This window comes from Aliiroseovarius sp. CAU 1755, assembly GCF_054482655.1.
The window spans coordinates 853,087-873,454 of sequence record NZ_JBTLRH010000001.1; the positions used below are offsets into that span (position 1 = coordinate 853,087).

Below are 20,368 nucleotides of genomic sequence, written 5' to 3' on the forward strand. Positions count from 1 at the left end.
GCAAGATGAGCGCAAACCCGAAAAATGATGCCTCCAGCTTGGGGACGGGCCGTGTCGGCACACAGAACACGCAGGTCCCATCGCTGAGCGCGGGCGAGGTGATCGGCCTTGTGCTGTCTGCGTTGTGGCTGGTCGGTTGTGTGCTGTTTTTTCTTGTGATGGGGGTCGGCGAAGGTAGCCCCGGTGGTCTTTCAGACCCGTTGCGATTTGTCATGACAGTGGTGGCGATCGTGATGCCGGTCGCGGTGATCTGGGTTGCTGTCGCGGCAATGCGGTCGGCCCGGATCATGCGCGAAGAAAGTGCGCGGCTGAAATCTGCGATTGATGCGATGCGGTCGGCCTATATCCAGCAACAGCAGGGTTTCGGCGGCACGCCGGCGCAGGCCTCGAAGGTGGAACAAAAGCTGGAAGAGATCGCGCAGGTCAGCCGCAAGACGGAAACCGCGCTGACGACCTTCACGTCGATCCGGCCCGGCATGCCAACTTTGGCCAACCCGACGCCCTTGCAAGGCAACCCCGCCATTTTGCCGGTGAAACAAGCGGAAGCAGGTGCGGACCAGACCAGCCTTGCCCTTGGCACCCCGCTAGAGGACATAGCCCCCCCACTGTCGATCGAAGACTTCATCCGCGCGCTCCATTTTCCCGAGAACGCCGAGGATGCAGATGGGTTTCGCGCCCTGCGCCGTGCGCTTCAGGACCGTCAGGTGGCAGGCTTGGTGCAGGCCTCGCAAGATGTGCTAACGCTGTTGTCGCAGGATGGCATCTATATGGATGACCTGCGCCCCGACCGTGCCCGTCCGGAGATCTGGCGGAAATTCGCAACCGGCGAACGGGGTCGCAGCGTTGCCGCTTTGGGCGGAGTGCGCGACAGGTCCTCGCTGGCGCTCAGTGCGGGTCGGATGAAGAAAGACCCGATTTTCCGGGACGCAACGCATCACTTTCTGCGCCGTTTTGACCAAACCTTTGCGGAGTTTGAAAAGAACGCCTCGGACGCGGATATCGCAGCGCTGGCCGACACGCGCACCGCGCGGGCCTTCATGTTGCTGGGGCGCGTGGCAGGCACCTTCGACTGACCCACGCCCGACCGTCCGCAGGCCACAAGGTCAAGCGCGCTTGCGCCTCAGGCCCAGAAACCCAACACCATAGCCAAGCAGTGCCAGTGCGGCGCTTAGGCCGACGAAGCCTGCAATGGTCGGGACAGACAGGCCCCAGATCAGAACCGAACCCACAAAGGTTGCCACCATCGCCAGCGCCACCGCGCCGACCAGCCAAACGGCAGCTCCAAGGTCGCCACGGTGGCGCCCGCGCATCATGCGACGCAAGGCGTGGACCATGCGGCCCACATCAGCCTGCATGGCAACCAGCGCAGGCACGACCACCAGAACCAGCACCATACCAAACCCCAACCCATAGGTCAGTGTGATCACGGTAGGTTTCAGAAACTGCGCCTGTCGCGATTGCTCGTAAAGCAGGGGGCCTAGTCCCAGAACGGTTGTCATAGTGGTCAGCATCACGGCCCGCAAACGGTCCGCTGCCCCGTCGATGATCGCGGGCACGAGCCCTCGATCGCGGGCATACTCGTCGATCGTGGTCACAAGAACGATGGAATCGTTGATGATGATCCCCGTCATGCCGATCAATCCCACGACCGAAAACATGGACAAGGGCACCCCCCAATGAACGTGGCCGACAATGGCCCCGACCAGACCAAAGGGAATGATCGCCATCACCACCAGCGGTCGCGTCCAGCTTGAGAAGATCCAGGCGAGCGTCAGAAAGATGCCCAGAAGCACAAGGATCAGGCCGGTGCGCGCATCGGTCATGAACTCTTTTTGTTGCTCTGCCAACCCGCCCAGTCGGAATGAAATGCTATGGTCCTGCGCAAGCGCGGGCAGGATCTCGGTTTCGATGGTGCGTTGGATTTCTTCGGCGCGGGCCGGATCACCTTCGTCAATGTCGCCGGTGACGCTGACCAGACGAATGCCGTTTTCGCGCTGCACGCTGGCAAATCCGGTGCGCGAGCGGACCGATACAAGGTCCGACAGGTTCACATAGGCGCCCGCGTCGGTGCGCAGTTGCGTGCGCTCAAGGAAATCAGAGGTCAGTTCGTTATCGGGCAGTTGGACGCGGATCTCGGCAGAGCGGGTGCCATCGGGATAAGAGGCGGCCTCGACCCCGTTCAGGCGGTTGCGCAGCACGCGGCCCAACCCGTCGATGGTGAACCCAAGCGCCTGACCTTGCGCGGTCAGATCCAGGATCAGCTCTTCCTTGTCATAGGCCAGGCTATCCTCAAGCGCCGAGATTTCGGGGAAAGCCACCAGTTGCGTCTTTAACGCTTCGGCAGCCGCTTTCAGTTGGTCCGAGCTGGCGCCGTAAAGATCGACATCCAGACTGTCACCCCCCGGCCCATAGCGCGACCCTCGGAACGACAGCACCTCTAGCAACGGATGATGGGCGACAGCCTCTTGCAGCGCGCCGACAAAGGCGAACGAGCTATAGGGGCGCAGGTCCGCGTCGATCAGCTCGACCGAGATCGAACCAAGAAGATCGGTGTCTTTCGCGTCCACGCCCGACAAGCCGCGCCCGGCATTGCCCCCGATCTGGGCCAGAGCGTGGGCAACAGGGCTGCGGCCATATTCTGCCTCATAAGTCGCGGCGGTGTCTTCCACGGCATCTTGCAAAATGGCCATCATCTCGCGGGTGTCTTGCTTGGTCGCGCCGGACACCATGGCGAAATTGCCGGTTACAGAGGACTGTTCAGGAGCGTTGAAAAAGCGGAAGGTCAGGTCGCCACGAATGAAGATCGAGGCTTGGCTTGCCAAGATCAGGATGGTGGCGGCCATCACAGGATAGCGCGCCTTGATGACAAACCCGATCAGCGGCCGGAATGCATGGTCGCGCACCCAGCGAAAGCCCTTGTTGACCTGACGTGATGGCCAATCATACCAGTGCTCTTTGGCGGTGTGGGTCAGCGCGTGCGCCATGTGGTGCGGCAAGATCAGGAAGCATTCCACCAGCGACGCGGCCAACACCACGATCACCGTAAAGGGAATGTCGGCGATCATGTCGCCAAACCGGCCGCCGATTGCCGTCAGCCCGAAAAAGGCGATGACGGTGGTCAACGTTGCAGAGAATACCGGCGGAAACATACGCTGAGCGGCGTTTTCGGCGGCGTTGAAGGGGGATTCGCCCAGCCGCCGCGCCCGGAAATCGGCATGTTCGCCCACAACAATGGCGTCATCCACAACGATGCCCAGTGTGATGATCAGCGCGAACAGCGAAATCATGTTCAGCGTCAGCCCGGACATATACATCAAGAAAATCGCGGTGGTCATCGCCACCGGAATACCAGCGGCAACCCACAGAGCAGTGCGCGCGTTCAGAAACAAAAACAGCAGCAAAAGCACCAGCGTCAGACCCTGAAGGCCGTTTTCAAGCAACATTTCAAGCCGGGCGGTGATCAGGTCAGAGCGCGTGCGCACGAGCGAGATTTTCACCCCCTCGGGCAGGCTGGCCAGCATTTCGGTGCGGATCTCTTCGACAATTTCCTGCATGCGGATCGCGTCGCCCTGTGCCGAGCGTGATACATTCAACGCAACCGCCGGATCGTCGCCGACGAAATAGGACCGGTCGCGGTCAACACCTTCCACCAGCACTTGCGCGACATCGCCAATGGTCAGGTTCGACCCGTCCGGGTTCGGGCGCAGCACGATCGCCTCGATCTGATCCACGTTGCGTTTGGCGATACCGGTGCGCACGCGAGCCGCCCCCGATGCAACATCGCCTGCCGGATCAGCCGAGACCTCGCCTGCGATGGCCGCGCCGATCTGGGCCATCGTCACGTCATGTTTGATCAGCGAGGTTGAGGTCACCTCGATCACCGTTCGTGGTGCTGCAACCCCACGGATCCCCGTGCGTGTCACACCGCGTTCAAACAGGCGAATGACCATTTCATCCGCGAAACGGCCCAACTGTTCAATACCGACCGGACCCGAGATGACCACATCCGTCACACTGTCGCGCCATGCCCCGCGTCGCACTTGGGGGATGTCGGCGTCTTCGGGCAAGTCCGTCAGTTCATCCACCGCCGCCTGCGCATCATCAGCGGCCCGGCTGACATCCCAGCCGGGTTCGAATTCCATCGTGATGCTGGCACGCCCTTCAAAAGCGCGCGAGTTGACGCTTTCGACGCCTTCAACGGCCAGCAAGGCGGGTTCCATGATCTGGACAATCGCTTCGTCCACATCCTCGGCCCCGGCGCCTTGCCAGTTGGTGGTGATCGATACGCTTTCGATCACCACGTCGGGAAAGAACTGCGCACGCATTTTGGGATAGGAAAGAAGCCCCAGCGCCAAGAGCACCACCAAAAGCAAGTTCGCCAAGGTGGCGTGACGGGTGAAATAGGAAAGAAGGCCCAGACCGCGTCCCATTGCTTATTGCCCCATCCGGCTTTCAAGCCGTTCCAGCGTTTCTGCGGGCAATATGCCCTTTTCCAACTGTTCAAGAATGCGGTCACGCGCCGCTTCGGGCATCCGCGAGCTGCCTTGGACGAAACTGCGCAACAACGCCACACGGTCAGGATCAAGCGAGACCATCTCGGCTTCGGCTTCGGCTTCGGGGGCGATTCCGACCCCCTGACGCACGGGGCGGATGCGGATACCTGCCCCAAGGGCCGGATTGCGTTCCGTGACAACTTCGCGCCCTGCAAGACCGGGTGCGCGAATGATCACATCATTGCCTTGGCGTCGCAAAAGCTCGACTTTTGCCTGCTCCAACCGATCCTCCTCGCCCAGCACAAGCACCTCGTTCTGCGCATTCAGGGCTGACGCGGACAGGCGGATACTGTTTGGCAAGGCGGGCTCGGTGGCTTCGACGGTCACAAAATCGCCGGGCCGCAGACCGGGGGCCGGGGCCAGTGTGGCAAAGATCAGCCGCCCGGTTTGCCCGTCCCCGACATCGGCGCTTTCACGCGCGATCTGTCCCTTTGTGGTCAGGTTCACCCCGGTGGCATCCAGCCGCACAGTGACCGAGGTTGTGGCCAGCGCGCCGTCATCCCCAAGCAGGCGCGCATATTGCGCCGCCGACACGCGAAAGCTGACCTCTAGGTTGGTTGGATCGATCAGTCGTGCCAGTTTTTCATTCGCGGTCACAACGCCGCCACGCAGAACGCTGACATCAGCCAGCGTCCCGGCAAACTCTGCGCGAATCTCGGTTTCGGCCAACCGACGTTCGGCTTCGTTCAATGCGATCTCGCGGCGCGAAAGCGTGGCCTCGGCGGTTGATACGCGCGCTTCGGCTGTGATCACGGCTTGTCGCTTGGACAACACCACCTGCTGCGCTGCCGATGCAGCAAGGGCGGCTGTTTCCACGGCTGCCTCTGTGCCGACGCGACGCTGGACCAGATCTTTCTGACGGGTCAGCGCGGCTTCGCGCAGGTCGGCCTGCCGCCGCGCATTGGCCAGATCGTCGCGCGCCAGTTCAAGCGCCGCGGTGGCGTCGCGCAGCTCGGCTTCGGCCTGCGTCAGGTCGGTTTTGGCCAGATCAAGGGCGGCCTGAAAATCTGTCGGATCAATGCGCAACAACAGCTGTCCGGCCTGCACCCGTCCGCCATTTTCAAACCCCTCGGACAAGTCGACCACAGTGCCGCCTGCACGCGCGCGCAGATCGAGCGCCCTTCGCGATGCAAGCTCGCCATGGGCTGACATGATCGGGGTAAGTGTTTCGGGTGTGATCGTGACCAGGTTGGCGGAAAACACGCGCTCGCGGGCCGAAGGTTCGGCGCTGTCACGTTCGGCACGGGCTTTAAAGGCCGAGTTGACCATGCTGACGGCGATGGCCAGAAGGCCGATGGTGGCGGCCAAAAGGAAAAGCCCTGTTAGGCTTCGGCCCAGAAATCGCATGCTGTCACTCCGTCTTGCACTTCGCGCATCCTGACCGCCCCGTGAAACCGGGGCAAGAGGCGCATGGTCACAGGTTTGGCATGTCCCGACCTGCAAGTTTGTTACGCTTCATACGCGTTGGTGGATCATTTCCGTCGCTTGTGTTCGTCCAAACGGGGAAAAATTTCGACGAAGTTGCATGGCATGTGGCGGTAGTCCAACTGGTGAACCAAAATGTCGTCCCATGCGTCCTTGCACGCACCGGGGCTGCCGGGCAGGGCAAACAGATAGGTGCCATTGGCCACGCCGCCAGTGGCGCGGCTTTGCACCGCAGAGGTTCCGATCTTGTTCATCGAAATGATGGTGAACACCGTCGAAAATGCCTCGATTTCCTTTTCATAGACATCGCGATGCGCTTCGACCGAGACATCGCGCCCCGTCAGCCCCGTGCCGCCGGTGGAGATGACCACGTCAATGTCGGGGTCCAGCGACCAGGCGCGCAGTTGATCCGCGATGTCGCCGCGTTCATCGCGGACAATCATTCGGTCGGCAAGAATGTGGCCCGCGTCCTCTAGCCGGGCGACCAAAGTGTCGCCGGATCGGTCCTCGTCCAACCTGCGCGAGTCAGAGACCGTCAGCACGGCGATACGCACCGGAATGAAGTCACGGGTGGCGGCGGCGTCGGGCGTGATGTGGGACATGTGTTGATCCTAACTAAGTGAAATCCAGTTGGGCGTGGGGCCGAGGTTCCAAACCTGCGTCGTGCCGATGTGGCCGCGTGCACCCCAAGCGTCGTGGATATGACCGCACAGAAGCCACTTCGGTGACAAACGCTTCGCCGCATCCAGCACCGCATATGATCCCAAAGCCCCAAATTCAGAGTGCTGATCAGCCACGCCGTTTGGTGGCGAGTGAGAGATCAGGATATCGGCGTGCTCAATCGGGGATAGCATCGCATGCGCCTCGTTTTCGGTCAGGTCAAATGACTGCCACGGAATCGAAGGGGGTGGCGGAATGGCGCCGCCGATGCCTGCGATGGTCACGTCGTCAATCGTGATCGTTTCACCGTGCAAGATGGTCACGTCGCTGCCCGCAAAGGCGGCGCGCAGTTCGGTATCGGTTTCGTTGTTGCCGGGCACAAATACGGCCCGCGCGCCCCAATTGGCGAATGGGGCGACAAATTCAGCCAGCCCTTTGCGCTGATGGGCGTAATCACCCAAGCCAAGGATCAAGTCCGCGTCTTCAGCCGCCTTGAGCAAGTTTTTGGCCGCCAGCGTGCTAAGATGTAGGTCAGAAAAGGCGAGGATCTTCATTCCAAGTCTCGCAGCTTGGCCCGAATGGACAGAAGATCCGCCCAAGCCTCGCGTTTGGCGACAGGGTTGCGCAGAAGATAGGCCGGGTGCGTCATCGGCATGACGGGCTTGCCCCAACCCTGATCCCAGTTGCCACGCATCCGCAGGATGCCCTTGCGCCCCAACACCGTCTGACACGGCGTGTTGCCCATCAGGACCAGCAGGTCCGGCGCAACCAGTTGCACGTGGCGTTCCAGAAAGGGTGTCATCATCGCGATTTCGTCAGCGCTGGGGTCGCGGTTGTTGGGTGGGCGCCACGGCATGACGTTGGTGATATAGATCGCATCTTTCGACAGGGGGGCGTCGCGCCCCATGCCGATCGCGGCAAACATCTTGTCCAGAAGCTGCCCGGCGCGCCCGACGAAAGGCTTGCCCGCGATATCCTCGTCCCGGCCGGGTGCTTCGCCGATGATCATCACGCGGGCGGCGGGGTTGCCATCAGCGATCACCGTATTGCGCGCCCCGCGCTTCAACTCGCAGCCTTCGAAGGCCTCGATAGCGCTGCGCAATGCCTCCAGATCACCGGCCGCCGCCGCCGCCTGTTTTGCCAATGCGACATGGTCCGCTTGGGGTGCAGCAGTTTGTTTCGTCGGGGTCGCAGAAGCGGGGCTATCTGGCGACACTTTCACGGGTTTTGGCGGGGTTGGTTCCAGTGCATAGCGGTCGACTGGCTCATCCCCGATCGCGTCTACCGCGCCCAGTTCGATATACCACTCCAGAAGCGCCTTCGCGCTATGCCAGTCTTGTGCCGATTCCATGGGGTATAGCCTAAGTGCGCGCGCAAGGAAGGTAAACGATCTGTTGTGCCAATCAGACGCAGAAGGGATGGACGCGCCCGCCCCCCGATCCTATAAGCACCTAACCACAGGACGGAGGCCCAAATGACATTCCGCCAACGCCATCTTTTGGGGATCGAACAGCTTCACCCCGAAGAGATTAAAACCGTTCTTGATCTGGCCGACAGCTATGTGGATCTGAACCGCTCTGCGCAGAAACGATCTGACGCTCTGGCCGGGCTGACGCAGATCAACATGTTCTTCGAAAACTCCACCCGCACGCAGGCCTCCTTCGAGATTGCTGGCAAGCGTCTGGGTGCGGACGTGATGAACATGGCAATGCAGGCGTCGTCGATCAAAAAAGGCGAGACGCTGATTGATACGGCACTGACACTGAACGCGATGCACCCGGATTTGCTGGTGGTGCGTCACCCCCATTCGGGCGCGGTAAACCTGTTGGCCGAAAAGGTGAACTGCGCGGTTCTGAACGCAGGTGACGGCAAGCACGAACATCCCACGCAGGCGCTGTTGGATGCATTGACAATCCGGCGCGAGAAGGGGCGGCTGCATCGCCTGACCGTGGCCATATGCGGCGACATCGCCCACAGCCGAGTGGCGCGCTCCAACCTGATCCTGCTGGGCAAAATGGAAAACCGCGTGCGCCTTATCGGCCCACCAACGCTGATGCCGTCCCAAATCGACCAGTTCGGGGTCGAGGTCTATGACGACATGGAAGAGGGTCTGAAAGATGCCGATGTCGTGATGATGCTGCGTCTTCAGCGTGAACGGATGGACGGCGGCTTTATCCCGTCCGAACGTGAATACTATCACCGCTTCGGATTGGACGCTGAAAAGCTGGCCCATGCCAAGCCCGACGCTATCGTCATGCACCCCGGTCCGATGAACCGTGGGGTCGAGATTGACGGCACCATTGCAGACGACATCAACCGGTCGGTCATTCAGGAGCAAGTCGAAATGGGCGTCGCCGTGCGCATGGCCGCAATGGACCTTCTGGCCCGCAACCTGCGCGCCGACCGTGCCGCCAAGCCCGAGGGTGTCTATGTCTGAGCATGACTTCGAACTGGAACCCCGTTTGGAAAGCCAGACCGGCCCTGCGCTTGAGTCGGGCGAGCGGCTGATCGAAAGCTTCTCCGGCAACCTGACCACCTATGTGAAAGAGCACGTCTTGCTGGCTGCGCTGGGGTCCGTTCTGATGTCTGGCATCCTGATCTATATGGGCAATCCCCATGCCTGGACCGGTGTGGTCGGGGCCGTCGCCGCCATCGCCGTGCGCGGGGTCTATGTGGCGCGCGAACAGGTGGGGTTCACATGGTATCTGACAAACCGGCGGCTGATTGGACCGGGCAATCGAACCATCCTGCTGGGCAATATCGCCAAGGTGAACACCATATTCTCGGCCGCTCAGGTGGTGACGACGATGGGCGACAAATACATGATGAAATACCAGGCCGACACCAAGGCCACCCAAGCCGCGATTGACCGCGCGCGGGGCGTGATGGGGGACACTGTATGACAACGACTTTCACCAATGCGCGCCTGATTGATCCTGAGATGGACACGGACGCGCTGGGCAGTCTGACCATCGAAGACGGTGTGATCTCGGGTGTAAATGCGGGCGAGGATGGCACCGTGATCGACTGCGGCGGCAAATGCCTTGCGCCCGGTATCGTCGATATCGGCGTGAAAATCGGCGAACCCGGCGAACGTCACAAGGAAAGTTTCCGCAGTGCGGGGCTGGCGGCGGCAGCGGGGGGCGTCACGACGATGGTGATCCGGCCCGACACGACGCCAGCCGTCGACACGCCCGAAACGCTGGCCTTTGTCGCGCGTCGGGCAAGCCAGGTGGCGCCAGTGAACGTGCATTCCATGGCCGCACTGACCAAGGGCCGCGCAGGCCGCGAAATGGTCGAGATGGGGTTCATGCTGGACGCAGGCGCGGTGGCCTTCACCGATTGCGACCATGTCGTCACCGACAACAAGGTGTATTCCCGCGCGATGACCTATGCGCGCAGCCTGGGCGCGTTGATCATCGGCCACCCGCAAGACCCGAACATGTCGAAGGGGGCCGCCGTGACCTCGGGCAAGTTCGCCAGCTTGCGCGGCTTGCCAGCGGTCAGCCCGATGGCCGAACGGATGGGGCTGGAACGCGATTTGGCGCTGGTCGAGATGACCGGCGTCGCCTACCACGTCGACAACCTGTCCACAGCGCATGCGTTGCCAGCTTTGGAACGGGCCAAGGCGGCGGGGCTGGATGTGACCGCCGGGGTCAACATTCACCACCTGACGCTGAACGAGCTGGACGTGGGCGACTATCGCACCTTCTTCAAGGTCAAACCCCCGCTGCGGTCGGAAGATGACCGGCTGGCGATGGCCGATGCCGTGGCGACAGGTTTGATCGAGATTATCTCGTCCATGCACACCCCGCAGGACGAAGAAAGCAAACGCTTGCCGTTTGAAGAGGCCGCGTCGGGCGCAGTCGCGTTGGAAACCCTACTGCCCGCTGCTATGCGTCTGGTCCATGCCGGGTTGATTGACCTGCCGACGCTCTGGCGGGCCGTTTCGTTGAACCCCGCGCGCCGCTTTGGTCTGCCGGGCGGAGAACTGACACAAGGCGCGCCCGCAGATCTGGTTCTGTTCGACCCCGACGCCCCTTTCGTGCTGGACCGGTTCAAACTGAACTCGAAATCCAAGAACACGCCGTTTGACGGCACGCGGATGGAGGGGCGCGTGCTGGGCACATGGGTCGGTGGCGAACGCGTGTTCGGAGGTGACGATGCCTGAGCTGATCACCTCGCTGCCCGTGCTCGCGGTGGTCGCGGCCTTGGGTTACCTTCTCGGCTCGGTGCCCTTTGGCATCGTCATGGCGCGCCTGTTCGGGCTGGGCGATTTGCGCCAGATCGGGTCAGGCAACATCGGAGCGACGAACGTGCTGCGCACCGGGAACAAGCCTGCCGCCTTGCTGACGCTACTGGGGGATGCAGGCAAGGGGGCGGCAGCGGTGTTGATTGCGCGGGCGTTGTTTGCGGATGATGCGGCACAGATCGCAGGTTTCGCGGCTTTTCTGGGCCATTGCTTCCCCATCTTTCTGGGCTTCAAGGGCGGTAAAGGGGTCGCCACTTGGCTGGGCACGATGCTGGCGCTGGCATGGCCCGTCGGGCTGGCTGCCTGTGCCACATGGCTTGTGGTCGCCCTGCTGTTTCGCATTTCGTCGCTGGCGGCACTGGCTGCTGCAGCACTGTCTCCGATCTGGGCGATATTGCTGGGCCTTACGAGCTACGCAGTTCTGTCAATCGCACTTGCATTGTTGATTTTCATCCGCCATCGCGCGAACATCGAACGACTGATTGCCGGGGATGAACCCCGCATCGGGGGAAAAAAATAGCCCGGACAGGGGGACAGATATGAGCTTCATGGAGTCAATTCGGACGTGTTTTTCAAAATACGTCACGTTCCAAGGCCGCGCCCAGCGGTCGGAATTCTGGTGGTTCGTGCTGTTCGTGTTTGCGGGGCAGTTGCTGCTGGGCATGGTTGACAGCGTTCTGTTTGGCACGGTGACAACTTATGACGGCGGGTTCGAAGCCCAAACAAACACGCCGGTCCTGTCCGGTCTGTTCGGCCTAGCCACCTTCTTGCCGTCGATCTCGGTCGCTGTTCGTAGGTTGCATGACACCGATCGCAGTGGCTGGTGGTATTGGCTGTTCCTGATCCCCTTGGTCGGCTTCATCATCCTGGTCGTCTGGTTCGCCGGCAAAGGCACGCATGGCCCCAACCGGTTTGGCAATGACCCCCTTGGTGGGGAGGGCTACGGTGGTGACGGTGGTGGCGACGCAGATGGCGACTTTGCAGCCTCCTCAATTCCGCGCGTTCGCGACGAGGCTTAATCGATCCGAAAAACCTTGTCTCGCGATATCGCGCCCTGTGTCAAAACGAGGCGCGGTTTTGCGATGCCAAGGGCGTTTGCCAGCAGTTTTATCACGGCTTTCGTGGCCTTGCCGTCCTCGGGCACGGCCGTGACAGAGACGTAAAGCTGATCCCCGCGTGCATCGACCTGATTGCGCGCGGCTTTGGGTGTGACGCGGACCGCCAAAAGCGCGCCGGGATTTGCCAAATGGGACAGGTCACCTTTCTTCATGGCGCCATCCTGTCGGGCAGGGCTGGACGATGCAAGCGTGCTGGGTCACTCTGCCTGCAAAACAGGAGTGCGCGTGATGAACAAGACCGGCTTTTTCTGGGACGAAAAATGCTTTTGGCATTCGGGTGGGAATTATGCGGGCAAACTGCCGGTGGGTGGTTTGGTGCAGCCGCTGGCTGCCGGAGGGCTGCCTGAAAACCCGGAAACCAAGCGCCGGCTGAAAAACCTGATGGACGTGACCGGCTTGTTGGGCGCGCTGCGCACGCAATCGGCGGCCGAGGCTGATCGCGAGATGCTGGCGCGGGTGCATCCGGCGTCCTTTCTTGACGCCTTCAAGCGCGCCTCTGACACGGGTGGCGGCGAACTGGGTTTGCGCACCCCGTTTGGGCAGGGCGGATACGAGATTGCGACCCTATCGGTGGGGTTGTCCGTAGCCGCGCTAGAGGCCGTTCTAAAGGGCGATCTGGACAATGCCTATGCCTTGTCGCGCCCGCCCGGCCATCACTGCCTTCCCGAGTTTCCCAATGGGTTCTGCCTGCTTGCAAACCTCGCGATTGCGATCCGCAACGCGCAGGCGAAGGGGTTGGCCAAGCGGTTCGTGGTGTTGGATTGGGATGTGCATCATGGCAATGGCACTGAGGCGATCTTTATCGAAGACCCTGACGTTCTGACCATCTCGATCCATCAGGAACGGAACTATCCAACCGACACGGGGGATGTGGATGTCCGAGGGGAGGGCGCTGGGGCGGGCGCGAATATGAACATTCCACTGCCACCGGGGGCCGGGAATGCCACGTATCTTGAGGTGATGGAGCGTATCGTCGACCCTGCAATTCGCGCCCATGAACCCGATGTGATCGTGATTGCCTGCGGCTATGACGCGGCGGTGAACGATCCGCTGTCTTGTATGCTTGCGACCGCCGATACGTTTCGGCAGATGACACGCATGGTGATGGAACTGGCTGGCGATCTTTGCGACGGGCGTTTGATGATGGCCCATGAAGGCGGTTATTCCGAATCCTATGTGCCATTTTGCGGCCATGCTGTGTTGGAGGAGATGTCAGAGGCCGGCATTCATGCTGCCGACCCATTGGCCGAGAATTTCGCCGCGAGCCAGCCAAATGACAGAATGGTGCGCGTCTACTCGGACCTGATAACCGAGATGCGAGATTTTTTTAATGTTAAGTGACGTAACATCTTGACGCGCCACTCTCGACACCCGACATGTTCCCCACGCCTGCATTTTGCCAGATCAAGGACAAAACCATGCCCGACCGCAACCAAGCTGCGCTGGAATTCCTGCTGACGCGCCGCTCGCGACCTGCGAAAACGCTGACCGGACCCGCGCCTGACCGAGAGGCGCTTGAACCTATCCTGACCGCGGCTGCGCGCAGCCCGGATCACGGCAAACTCGAGCCGTGGCGGTTCATCGTGCTTGAACGCGGCGCGATGGGGCGGCTGGTGGAACTTGTCGGCGTCCGGGGTGAGGCATTGCATGAACCAGCTGAGCAGATCGCGAAAGCGCAGTCAGCCTTTGCCGACAGCCCTTTGGCGGTTGTGGTCGTATCCGCGCCCGTCGCAACCCCCAAGGTGCCACAGATCGAACAGGTCCTGTCCGCTGGCGCGGTTTGCTTGTCGCTTCTGAACGCCGCTCTGGCGTCGGGATGGGGTGCGAACTGGCTGTCGGGTTGGATCAGTCACGACCGGGTTTTTCTGAGCGAAGGGTTGGGGCTGCAAGACGACGAAACCGTTGCCGGCATCATCCACATCGGCACCGAAACAAGCCCACCGCCAGAGCGCCCGCGACCGGATCTGGCCACCATCACCGAATGGGTATCGACATGATCCTTGACGATTTCTTCCGCTCGGTCGGTCAAATGACTGACCCGCGGTTTCGTAATGTGCTGATGAAGGGGCTCGCCCTGACAGTTGGCTTGCTGGTTGGCGTCACGCTCGTGATGACATGGTTGGTGGGGTTCTTGGTGCCCGACACGCTTAGCTTGCCGTTCATTGGCGACGTGTCATGGGTGGACGGCTTGGCGTTGTGGGCGTCCGTTCTTGTGATGATCGTTCTGTCAGTGGTGCTGATGGTACCTGTAGCTGGTGCCTTCACAGGCATTTTTCTGGACGAGGTCGCAGACGCCGTCGAAGCCCGCCACTATCCCCAATTGCCACCTGCACCGGACGTTCCGATGCTGGAAACCGTTCGCGACAGTCTGGGGTTCTTTGGGGTGATCGTCGGTGTGAACTTGATCGCATTGATCCTGTTCTTCTTCGTCGGCCCCTTTGCACCGGTCCTTTTCTGGGTCGTGAACGGGTATTTGCTAGGTCGCGAATACTTTCAGATGGCCGCCATGCGCCGTGTTGGTCGCACCGAGGCCAACCGTTTGCGCGCGCGCCACAATCTACAGGTTTGGTTGGCAGGCACGCTGATGGCCATTCCGCTGTCGATCCCGCTGGTGAACCTGCTGATCCCTATTTTGGGGGCGGCGACCTTCACACATATGTTCCACCGCGTTTCAACGCGCGCAAACGGCGCGGGTGAGATCTGACCGCGAAAGGCTTTTCAACGGGTTTTCATCGGGCGCAAAAAAGAGCGCGCCACGGGGCGCGCTCTTTCCAGTTATGTTTGGCTCTGTCCGGGTGGGTTTCGCCTGAATGTCGGCGGAACCCTTAGTTGGATCTTGGCTTGGGTTTGCACCCCTCTGCACCGCATTCCCCGGTATCGCCGACATGTTCCGGCGGGCAAACTTGCCCTCCTTCACCGCCGATTTCGTGACACCCGTTGTCGCCACCCGCTTCTTCGCCAGGCTCACCGGTGTCGCCACCGGGTTCACCAGTGTCGCCGCCGCCATTGTCAGGCTTGGATGGATCCTTCTTCGACGGATCTTTCTTGCTTGGGTCCTTTTTGGGCGGTTTGTCGTCCTTGCCGATCACCTTCATGCCGTCGGTTTTGTCGCGGCTTTCCCTTTCTTCTGCCGATGCTGCGGTTGGCATGTTGCCAAGGACCTTCGCAAAGGCCGGGCATTCTTCGGTCGTCTGCTCAAGCACATAGACGAAATCCGGATGGCGCTGAATATACGACACCATACCCGGTGTCACGATCTCGCATTCGCAAAGATTGCTTGGCTCAAGCGAACTCTCAGCCGTTGCGATGGTGCAGCGGGTCTGCGCAGCGGCGGGCCCACCGGCAATGGCGAGCATTGCGCCAGATGATAGAAGTGCAACAAGTGCTGTGGTTTTGGAAATCATTTTTCTTACCCCCTCAAGTAAGGCGTTTAAATCTGACGAGGAGAGCAGGTTTGTCTTCCGCTTTCCTCACTAGATAGTTGGGGTGAAACTTTTCAAAATGCGAATTGCAAAATGCAAAGATGAGAAGGGAGGAGAAAAAACCGGCGCCAGAAATCTCATTAATACGCTGTTTATAAACGAATAAAATATGAATCGTTCATAGGTTGCGTCAGATCGCCGCGCCGCGCAGAAAAGCGCAGCCTAAGCGTGTGCTTCACGAATAAGGGTGTGGGCAAATGCCTGAAAAGCGCAGGATAAGCCGGACTGGACGAGGTGATCGTGCCTAGGTAGGCGAGTCGTATTGGTCGAACCAGTCCAGATCCTCGACGGAGATCCAGCCCGATACGATGATCCCAGCCACCACAGCCCATACGGCGGTGGTGATGATGGTGACGATCACCATCGTGCGACCCAATTTGAAATTCGCGGGCGCGCCGGCATGGGTGCCGGGCACGACCTCGCCTTCGTCGCCCTGTGTGCGCAGACGCACTGGCAGGGTGACGAACATAACAACGAACCAAATGACAACATAAAGAACGATGGCGGCGGTGATTGACATCAGGTCTGCTCCAGCTCGACAAGCGTGCCGTTGAAATCCTTGGGATGCAGAAACAGCACGGGCTTTCCGTGTGCGCCGATCTTGGGCTCTCCGGTCCCCAGCACGCGCGCGCCTTCCGCTTGCAGCTTGTCACGTGCCTTAAGGATGTCGTCCACCTCGTAGCAGATATGATGAATGCCGCCGGCGGGGTTCTTTTCCAGAAAACCAGCGATCGGGCTGGCATCCCCCAATGGATAAAGCAGTTCGATCTTGGTGTTTGGCAAGGTGATGAACACAACGGTGACGCCGTGGTCGGGTTCGTCCTGAGGCGCACCGACTTCGGCCCCCAACGTGTCGCGATACTGCGCCGCAGCTGCGTCAAGGTCCGGCACGGCAATGGCCACGTGATTCAGACGTCCGATCATGTCAATTCTCCCTATCTTGTGCTGGGCTGGTTATGCCGGGCTTCATCCACTTCGGCAAGCGCCGCGGTGCCGCATGGAAAAAAGTCACACTGCCGCTTGGCCGCTTAACGGATTGTTAGGCAGTTTTGACGCACCTTGGGACGTGAAAGGAGAGGCAGATGAGCGATGACCTCGAACAATTCATGATGACCCAGCCACCAAGTGCTGACCGTCCTTTGCAAGGACTGACCGTGCTTGTCGTCGAAGACAGCCGATTTGCGTCCGAGGCTATCCGGCTCTTGTGTCTACGATCAGGTGCGCGCATTCGGCGGGCCGACAGCCTGTGCGCGGCCCATCGTCACCTTCGGGTCTATCGTCCCTCCATCGTGATCGTCGATATGGGGTTGCCGGATGGTTCTGGCGCTGACCTGATTGGGGAACTTGCCAACGATGTCATTCGGGTGCCTGTCCTGTTGGGGATGAGCGGCGATGAAACCACACGCGATGCCGCTATGAGCGCAGGCGCCGACGGGTTTTTGGCCAAGCCGGTCGAAAGCCTGGCGGTGTTCCAGCAGTCGATCATGTCCGTCCTGCCCGCAGCAGAGGGCCCGGTCGCCCCGCGTGCCTTGCCGCAAGAAATGGTCGAACCCGATCAGATGGCCTTTCAGGATGACCTTTCCCATGTGGCCGAGCTCATGCGTAATGACGTCGATGGATCGACACAGGACTATGTGGCACAGTTTCTTGGCGGTCTGGCGCGTAGCGCGCACGACCCATCGCTGGAAGATGCGGCCCAATGTTTGGCGCGCGCGCGTGCTGAAGGGCGTGGAACAGGCTCTGACCTGGCCCGCGTAGCTGGGATGCTGCAAGAACGGCTGGCGGCGCGTCAGATGCTCTGAAGCGTTGCGCCACACGCCACCGTATTACCCCCGGTGGGGCATGAAATTGGCCGCGCGCTTCCTCATTTCCGCCCAAATTGACTGCCAGAAAAAGACCTGAGGACGGGGTGGTCTGAACGTTTTTAACGAGGAAGTAACGATGAAAAAGCTGATCAAGCGTTTTGCAGATGACGAGTTTGGTAATGCCGTGATCGACTGGACTGTTTTGGTTGCAGGTGCTGGCATGATGGCCGTGGCCGTTTTTCTTACAGTAGCCGAGCAAACTAAGCCCCGAGCCGATGCGACAACAGAAGTGATTGATCAACGTCCTTTGGCTGGCTAACCGCCGACCATAGCGCCGCCTGGACCCGCGGTGCAAACTTTCAAGCGCGCGTTTTTTCTAACGCGCGCTTGTTTTGTTATAGCAGGATGCTGGGCAGGCCATCCGAGATATCCAAACCGGGGAAGATCGTTTGCTCAAGTTCGGATTTGTCCAGACCGAATAGCCCCTGCATCGCAGATGCGGCATAAAGTCGGATATCCGCAGTCGGCATCAGATCCCGCCTTTGATAAAGGTCTGCTTCGTCCAAGCCGGGCCATGTGCCGTGCACGGTCTCGCCACGCAGTGCGCCGCCGGCCATAACCACCGCCCCGCCGGTTCCATGGTCTGTGCCCCTGCTGCCATTTTGCCGAACCGTGCGCCCAAATTCGGTCATCGCCATGACCGTGGTCTTGCCCCAGAGGTCACCCAGCTCTGACTTCAACGTCATGATCGCGGCTTGCAGCTTTCGCACAGAACCCGCGAAACTGCCCGCCTGCGAGACATGTGTGTCCCAACCGGTGATCGAGAAAGACGCGATGCGCGTGTCTTCTTGCATCATGTCGGCGGTAAACTTGGCGATGGCCTCTATTCCGCCCCTGCGATTGGCCGCTTGCACGGATTGCATCATCATCTGCTGCGGGTCGTCCGTGTCATCTGGGTCTTGCGAATTGTCCAATCGTTTTGCCAAATCTATGGCCTCGTGCAGGGATACGGAAAACAAGGGATCGGACTTGTGCATCCGTTCAAGCAGAACTTGCGTGGCTGGCGACAGGGTCAACGACGCCTCGGGCGACCAGCCCGTCGCTTGGGCTGTCCCATTCAGGATCAACAGGTCTTCGCGTCCTACCGCCAGAGCCGTTCGCAATTGAGCCTCTGGCATGGTCTGAACCAACCTGTTCAACCACCCATCCGAGATGCGACCATCCTTTCCGACGCCAGCTTCAAGGATGTCTTGCCCGTCGAAATGGCTGCGCTTGTCGCGGTAAGGCGTCGATACGGCGTGGGCAAAAGACAGCTCGCCTTGCGTCCAAAGCTGATGCAAGCCCTTTGCGGAGGGGTGAAGTTCGTAGAACCCGTCAAGCGGCAGGCCTTTCTTGTCGCCAATGATCGTCGGGCGCAGGCCGGCGAAAGCGGGGTCGCCAACCGGGCGCACAAGATCCAGACCATCCATGCCGCCGCGCAAGATGATCACGACCAAACGGTGATCTCCCGGCGTTGCCGCCAAGCTGATCGGCGTCATCAAGGGGCTGGCGGCCAGTGAGCAAGCCAGCGCACCAGCCCTTGCCAGAAACTGCCGACGGGTGGGGGGGCTTTGAACGGTCATGCGGGTCGTCCTTTCCATCAGCGCTTCTGAAACTCAGGCGAGGACAAGATCATCCCGACACCTTCTGTGCGGGTTTCAGCGGCCCGCGCGGCGAAAAGCGTGGTGTCCCCGGCAAGGCTGCCCAGTGCGGTCGTGACGAATTCGCGCGGGTCGGGTAGGGGGGTGGTCAGCACAGGCGGCGCAGTCATCGACCATTGTATGCGCGCCGCCAATCCTTGCGGTGTGATCCAGTTGCGTGCGTCTTCTGGCCAGCCATCGGGGCCACTTGGTCGTCCCCAGGCTTGCCCCATCAATTTCAGCGACCCAAGCAACATCAGGTTGCGTTCTTTCGGGGTTCGCGTTTCAAGCGCCTCGTGGGACACGTCCAATGCGCGCAGGCTGCTGGCGACGAAATCAAAGGGTTGTTTGACCTTCTGCAGATCGCGCGACCAGGCAGCCGGGTGGTCAAGCATCGCCTCATAAACAGTCACAAGATCGCCGTCACTTGCCAGAAAGGCCTGCTCAATTTGTGCGACCAGATCGGGGTCCGGGGTGTCTGCCACGAAATGCGTAGCGAGCTTCCGGGCAATATGGCGCGCCGTATCCGGGTGACGCGCCAGATCGTCGAGCGCTTCCATCACATCCTCGACCCGAGGTGTCGTTGTGCCATAGCTTTTGCCAAGCACGGTTTCCGCGCCCGGATTGCCCTTTTTGTGGTCAAAGCCAGCTTTTCCGGTCTTTTTGAGCGTGAAGCCTGCCAGCAGGTTGGCAAACGCGCGCACATCCGTTTGGGTATAGCCCCCCTCGACCCCCAATGTGTGGAGTTCGAGGATTTCGCGGCCAAGGTTTTCGTTCAGGCTTCGCTTGCCCTTCTGCGCCAGCTTGCTGTTTTCGCCGGCCGAGGCGAACTGGTCCAGATAATACAGCATCACGGGGTGCGTGCTTGACGCTTTCAGCATGTCGGCAAAACGGCCTGCGATATGAGGGCGGATTGCGTCCTCAGTAAAGGTCGTGCCGAGATACTCGAACTGGTTTCCCTTGCCGATGACTGTGAAATGATCAGACCAGAACCGCACAAGGCGTTCGCGAAAAGTGTCTTCGGCCATGCTGGCGCGACTGAGGCTGGCAAGGAACCATGCATTCCGTTTGCGCCGCATCTCGCGACGTTTGACCTGTAAAGCCTTCTGCGCCGCATCGAAGTCAGTCTTTCCTTTGTCCTTGGCCGCCCTTCGTGCCCTGCCAAGGCCGCGGATCTCAAGGATGTCGGGATAGGTTTCGACAAAGCCGGGGATGGGCAGCATTGCCGCCTGCGTATCTGCGCCGCGTAGCGCTTCCAGCATTCCAGTGGTGCTTTGAACTGGCGCGCTGCGCGGGCCAAGTCCAAATCCAAAACGAACCGCAGCGATTTCGGGATCGAAACTCATCCCAGGTCTCCTGCAAAAAAAACTTGCCCGCGTATCCTGCACGGGCAA

General features: G+C 60.5%; 22 protein-coding genes. 11 read left to right on the forward strand and 11 right to left on the reverse strand.

From position 1 onward, the window contains the following. The first annotated feature begins 5 nt into the window (after positions 1-5). Positions 6-1,073, forward strand: a complete 1,068-nt coding sequence (locus tag ACXYMP_RS04190) for a hypothetical protein (protein WP_298568385.1) — start codon at positions 6-8, stop codon at positions 1,071-1,073. Positions 1,074-1,103: 30 nt separating this feature from the next. Here the strand turns inward: ACXYMP_RS04190 and ACXYMP_RS04195 are convergent, their stop codons facing one another. From ACXYMP_RS04195 to ACXYMP_RS04215, 5 genes are all read right to left on the reverse strand, one after another. Next, the gene (locus ACXYMP_RS04195) at positions 1,104-4,430 is read right to left on the reverse strand and encodes an efflux RND transporter permease subunit (RefSeq protein WP_298568382.1); all 3,327 of its coding nucleotides are present in this window, start codon (positions 4,428-4,430) and stop codon (positions 1,104-1,106) included. A gap of 3 nt (positions 4,431-4,433) precedes the next feature. Beyond that, entirely contained in the window at positions 4,434-5,900 is a 1,467-nt protein-coding gene (locus ACXYMP_RS04200) for an efflux RND transporter periplasmic adaptor subunit (protein ID WP_458904526.1), read from the reverse strand. A 125-nt stretch (positions 5,901-6,025) separates the two neighbouring features. Further along, complete coding sequence (gene moaB / locus ACXYMP_RS04205; protein ID WP_458904528.1) at positions 6,026-6,580, reverse strand: molybdenum cofactor biosynthesis protein B; 555 nt, start codon at positions 6,578-6,580, stop codon at positions 6,026-6,028. Positions 6,581-6,589: 9 nt separating this feature from the next. Continuing rightward, complete coding sequence (locus tag ACXYMP_RS04210) at positions 6,590-7,192, reverse strand: metallophosphoesterase family protein (protein WP_458904530.1); 603 nt, start codon at positions 7,190-7,192, stop codon at positions 6,590-6,592. Next, complete coding sequence (locus tag ACXYMP_RS04215) at positions 7,189-7,989, reverse strand: uracil-DNA glycosylase (RefSeq protein WP_298568374.1); 801 nt, start codon at positions 7,987-7,989, stop codon at positions 7,189-7,191. The genes ACXYMP_RS04210 and ACXYMP_RS04215 overlap by 4 nt, the downstream gene beginning before the upstream one ends. A gap of 123 nt (positions 7,990-8,112) precedes the next feature. On the opposite strand from ACXYMP_RS04215, the gene ACXYMP_RS04220 reads away from it, so the two are divergent. From ACXYMP_RS04220 to ACXYMP_RS04240, 5 genes are read left to right on the forward strand one after another with little or no spacing between them, the layout of a single operon-like run. After that, positions 8,113-9,075 (forward strand): aspartate carbamoyltransferase catalytic subunit, encoded by a 963-nt coding sequence (locus tag ACXYMP_RS04220; RefSeq protein ID WP_298568372.1) that lies wholly within the window; start codon positions 8,113-8,115, stop codon positions 9,073-9,075. After that, entirely contained in the window at positions 9,068-9,541 is a 474-nt protein-coding gene (locus ACXYMP_RS04225) for a hypothetical protein (protein ID WP_298568369.1), read from the forward strand. The genes ACXYMP_RS04220 and ACXYMP_RS04225 overlap by 8 nt, the downstream gene beginning before the upstream one ends. Continuing rightward, complete coding sequence (pyrC, locus tag ACXYMP_RS04230; RefSeq protein WP_458904533.1) at positions 9,538-10,809, forward strand: dihydroorotase; 1,272 nt, start codon at positions 9,538-9,540, stop codon at positions 10,807-10,809. Before ACXYMP_RS04225 ends, pyrC begins: the two co-directional genes overlap by 4 nt. Then, positions 10,802-11,410, forward strand: a complete 609-nt coding sequence (plsY, locus tag ACXYMP_RS04235; protein ID WP_458904535.1) for a glycerol-3-phosphate 1-O-acyltransferase PlsY — start codon at positions 10,802-10,804, stop codon at positions 11,408-11,410. Before pyrC ends, plsY begins: the two co-directional genes overlap by 8 nt. Positions 11,411-11,429: 19 nt before the next feature. Continuing rightward, a complete protein-coding gene (locus ACXYMP_RS04240) occupies positions 11,430-11,909 on the forward strand; it encodes a DUF805 domain-containing protein (RefSeq protein ID WP_298568360.1) in 480 nt (159 codons plus the stop codon). On the opposite strand, the gene ACXYMP_RS04245 is transcribed toward ACXYMP_RS04240, so the two are convergent. Further along, positions 11,906-12,160, reverse strand: coding sequence for a DUF167 domain-containing protein (locus ACXYMP_RS04245; protein ID WP_458904538.1), 255 nt, complete (start codon positions 12,158-12,160; stop codon positions 11,906-11,908). The two genes, ACXYMP_RS04240 and ACXYMP_RS04245, sit on opposite strands and share 4 nt — an antisense overlap. Before the next feature lie 76 nt (positions 12,161-12,236). On the opposite strand from ACXYMP_RS04245, the gene ACXYMP_RS04250 reads away from it, so the two are divergent. The 3 genes from ACXYMP_RS04250 (at position 12,237) to ACXYMP_RS04260 (ending at position 14,712) form a co-directional block, all read left to right on the forward strand. Then, entirely contained in the window at positions 12,237-13,349 is a 1,113-nt protein-coding gene (locus ACXYMP_RS04250; protein ID WP_298568354.1) for a class II histone deacetylase, read from the forward strand. A gap of 77 nt (positions 13,350-13,426) precedes the next feature. Then, positions 13,427-14,005, forward strand: a complete 579-nt coding sequence (locus ACXYMP_RS04255) for a nitroreductase family protein (protein ID WP_298568351.1) — start codon at positions 13,427-13,429, stop codon at positions 14,003-14,005. Continuing rightward, positions 14,002-14,712, forward strand: coding sequence for an EI24 domain-containing protein (locus tag ACXYMP_RS04260; protein WP_298568348.1), 711 nt, complete (start codon positions 14,002-14,004; stop codon positions 14,710-14,712). The genes ACXYMP_RS04255 and ACXYMP_RS04260 overlap by 4 nt, the downstream gene beginning before the upstream one ends. Before the next feature lie 121 nt (positions 14,713-14,833). Here the strand turns inward: ACXYMP_RS04260 and ACXYMP_RS04265 are convergent, their stop codons facing one another. The 3 genes from ACXYMP_RS04265 to mce form a co-directional block, all read right to left on the reverse strand. After that, positions 14,834-15,412 (reverse strand): hypothetical protein, encoded by a 579-nt coding sequence (locus ACXYMP_RS04265; protein WP_298568346.1) that lies wholly within the window; start codon positions 15,410-15,412, stop codon positions 14,834-14,836. A gap of 322 nt (positions 15,413-15,734) precedes the next feature. Next, complete coding sequence (locus ACXYMP_RS04270; RefSeq protein ID WP_298568343.1) at positions 15,735-16,010, reverse strand: DUF1467 family protein; 276 nt, start codon at positions 16,008-16,010, stop codon at positions 15,735-15,737. Further along, a complete protein-coding gene (mce, locus tag ACXYMP_RS04275; protein ID WP_298568340.1) occupies positions 16,010-16,414 on the reverse strand; it encodes a methylmalonyl-CoA epimerase in 405 nt (134 codons plus the stop codon). Before mce ends, ACXYMP_RS04270 begins: the two co-directional genes overlap by 1 nt. Positions 16,415-16,572: 158 nt before the next feature. Here mce and ACXYMP_RS04280 point away from each other — a divergent pair, with 158 nt between their 5' ends. Both ACXYMP_RS04280 and ACXYMP_RS04285 read left to right on the forward strand, forming a co-directional pair. Continuing rightward, a complete protein-coding gene (locus tag ACXYMP_RS04280) occupies positions 16,573-17,292 on the forward strand; it encodes a response regulator (protein WP_298568338.1) in 720 nt (239 codons plus the stop codon). Between the two features lie 139 nt (positions 17,293-17,431). After that, a complete protein-coding gene (locus tag ACXYMP_RS04285) occupies positions 17,432-17,614 on the forward strand; it encodes a hypothetical protein (protein ID WP_298568336.1) in 183 nt (60 codons plus the stop codon). Between the two features lie 76 nt (positions 17,615-17,690). On the opposite strand, the gene ACXYMP_RS04290 is transcribed toward ACXYMP_RS04285, so the two are convergent. Beyond that, a complete protein-coding gene (locus ACXYMP_RS04290; protein ID WP_458904543.1) occupies positions 17,691-18,917 on the reverse strand; it encodes a DUF1501 domain-containing protein in 1,227 nt (408 codons plus the stop codon). A gap of 17 nt (positions 18,918-18,934) precedes the next feature. Continuing rightward, entirely contained in the window at positions 18,935-20,320 is a 1,386-nt protein-coding gene (locus tag ACXYMP_RS04295) for a DUF1800 domain-containing protein (RefSeq protein WP_458904545.1), read from the reverse strand. Positions 20,321-20,368 lie beyond the last annotated feature (48 nt).

Bases quoted from the DNA above. Each gene is read 5' to 3' on its own strand.
- ACXYMP_RS04190 (WP_298568385.1), top strand. From the start codon at position 6: ATGAGCGCAAACCCGAAAAATGATGCCTCCAGCTTGGGGACGGGCCGT.
- ACXYMP_RS04195 (WP_298568382.1), bottom strand. From the start codon at position 4,430: ATGGGACGCGGTCTGGGCCTTCTTTCCTATTTCACCCGTCACGCCACC.
- ACXYMP_RS04200 (WP_458904526.1), bottom strand. From the start codon at position 5,900: ATGCGATTTCTGGGCCGAAGCCTAACAGGGCTTTTCCTTTTGGCCGCC.
- moaB (WP_458904528.1), bottom strand. From the start codon at position 6,580: ATGTCCCACATCACGCCCGACGCCGCCGCCACCCGTGACTTCATTCCG.
- ACXYMP_RS04210 (WP_458904530.1), bottom strand. From the start codon at position 7,192: ATGAAGATCCTCGCCTTTTCTGACCTACATCTTAGCACGCTGGCGGCC.
- ACXYMP_RS04215 (WP_298568374.1), bottom strand. From the start codon at position 7,989: ATGGAATCGGCACAAGACTGGCATAGCGCGAAGGCGCTTCTGGAGTGG.
- ACXYMP_RS04220 (WP_298568372.1), top strand. From the start codon at position 8,113: ATGACATTCCGCCAACGCCATCTTTTGGGGATCGAACAGCTTCACCCC.
- ACXYMP_RS04225 (WP_298568369.1), top strand. From the start codon at position 9,068: ATGTCTGAGCATGACTTCGAACTGGAACCCCGTTTGGAAAGCCAGACC.
- pyrC (WP_458904533.1), top strand. From the start codon at position 9,538: ATGACAACGACTTTCACCAATGCGCGCCTGATTGATCCTGAGATGGAC.
- plsY (WP_458904535.1), top strand. From the start codon at position 10,802: ATGCCTGAGCTGATCACCTCGCTGCCCGTGCTCGCGGTGGTCGCGGCC.
- ACXYMP_RS04240 (WP_298568360.1), top strand. From the start codon at position 11,430: ATGAGCTTCATGGAGTCAATTCGGACGTGTTTTTCAAAATACGTCACG.
- ACXYMP_RS04245 (WP_458904538.1), bottom strand. From the start codon at position 12,160: ATGAAGAAAGGTGACCTGTCCCATTTGGCAAATCCCGGCGCGCTTTTG.
- ACXYMP_RS04250 (WP_298568354.1), top strand. From the start codon at position 12,237: ATGAACAAGACCGGCTTTTTCTGGGACGAAAAATGCTTTTGGCATTCG.
- ACXYMP_RS04255 (WP_298568351.1), top strand. From the start codon at position 13,427: ATGCCCGACCGCAACCAAGCTGCGCTGGAATTCCTGCTGACGCGCCGC.
- ACXYMP_RS04260 (WP_298568348.1), top strand. From the start codon at position 14,002: ATGATCCTTGACGATTTCTTCCGCTCGGTCGGTCAAATGACTGACCCG.
- ACXYMP_RS04265 (WP_298568346.1), bottom strand. From the start codon at position 15,412: ATGATTTCCAAAACCACAGCACTTGTTGCACTTCTATCATCTGGCGCA.
- ACXYMP_RS04270 (WP_298568343.1), bottom strand. From the start codon at position 16,010: ATGTCAATCACCGCCGCCATCGTTCTTTATGTTGTCATTTGGTTCGTT.
- mce (WP_298568340.1), bottom strand. From the start codon at position 16,414: ATGATCGGACGTCTGAATCACGTGGCCATTGCCGTGCCGGACCTTGAC.
- ACXYMP_RS04280 (WP_298568338.1), top strand. From the start codon at position 16,573: ATGAGCGATGACCTCGAACAATTCATGATGACCCAGCCACCAAGTGCT.
- ACXYMP_RS04285 (WP_298568336.1), top strand. From the start codon at position 17,432: ATGAAAAAGCTGATCAAGCGTTTTGCAGATGACGAGTTTGGTAATGCC.
- ACXYMP_RS04290 (WP_458904543.1), bottom strand. From the start codon at position 18,917: ATGACCGTTCAAAGCCCCCCCACCCGTCGGCAGTTTCTGGCAAGGGCT.
- ACXYMP_RS04295 (WP_458904545.1), bottom strand. From the start codon at position 20,320: ATGAGTTTCGATCCCGAAATCGCTGCGGTTCGTTTTGGATTTGGACTT.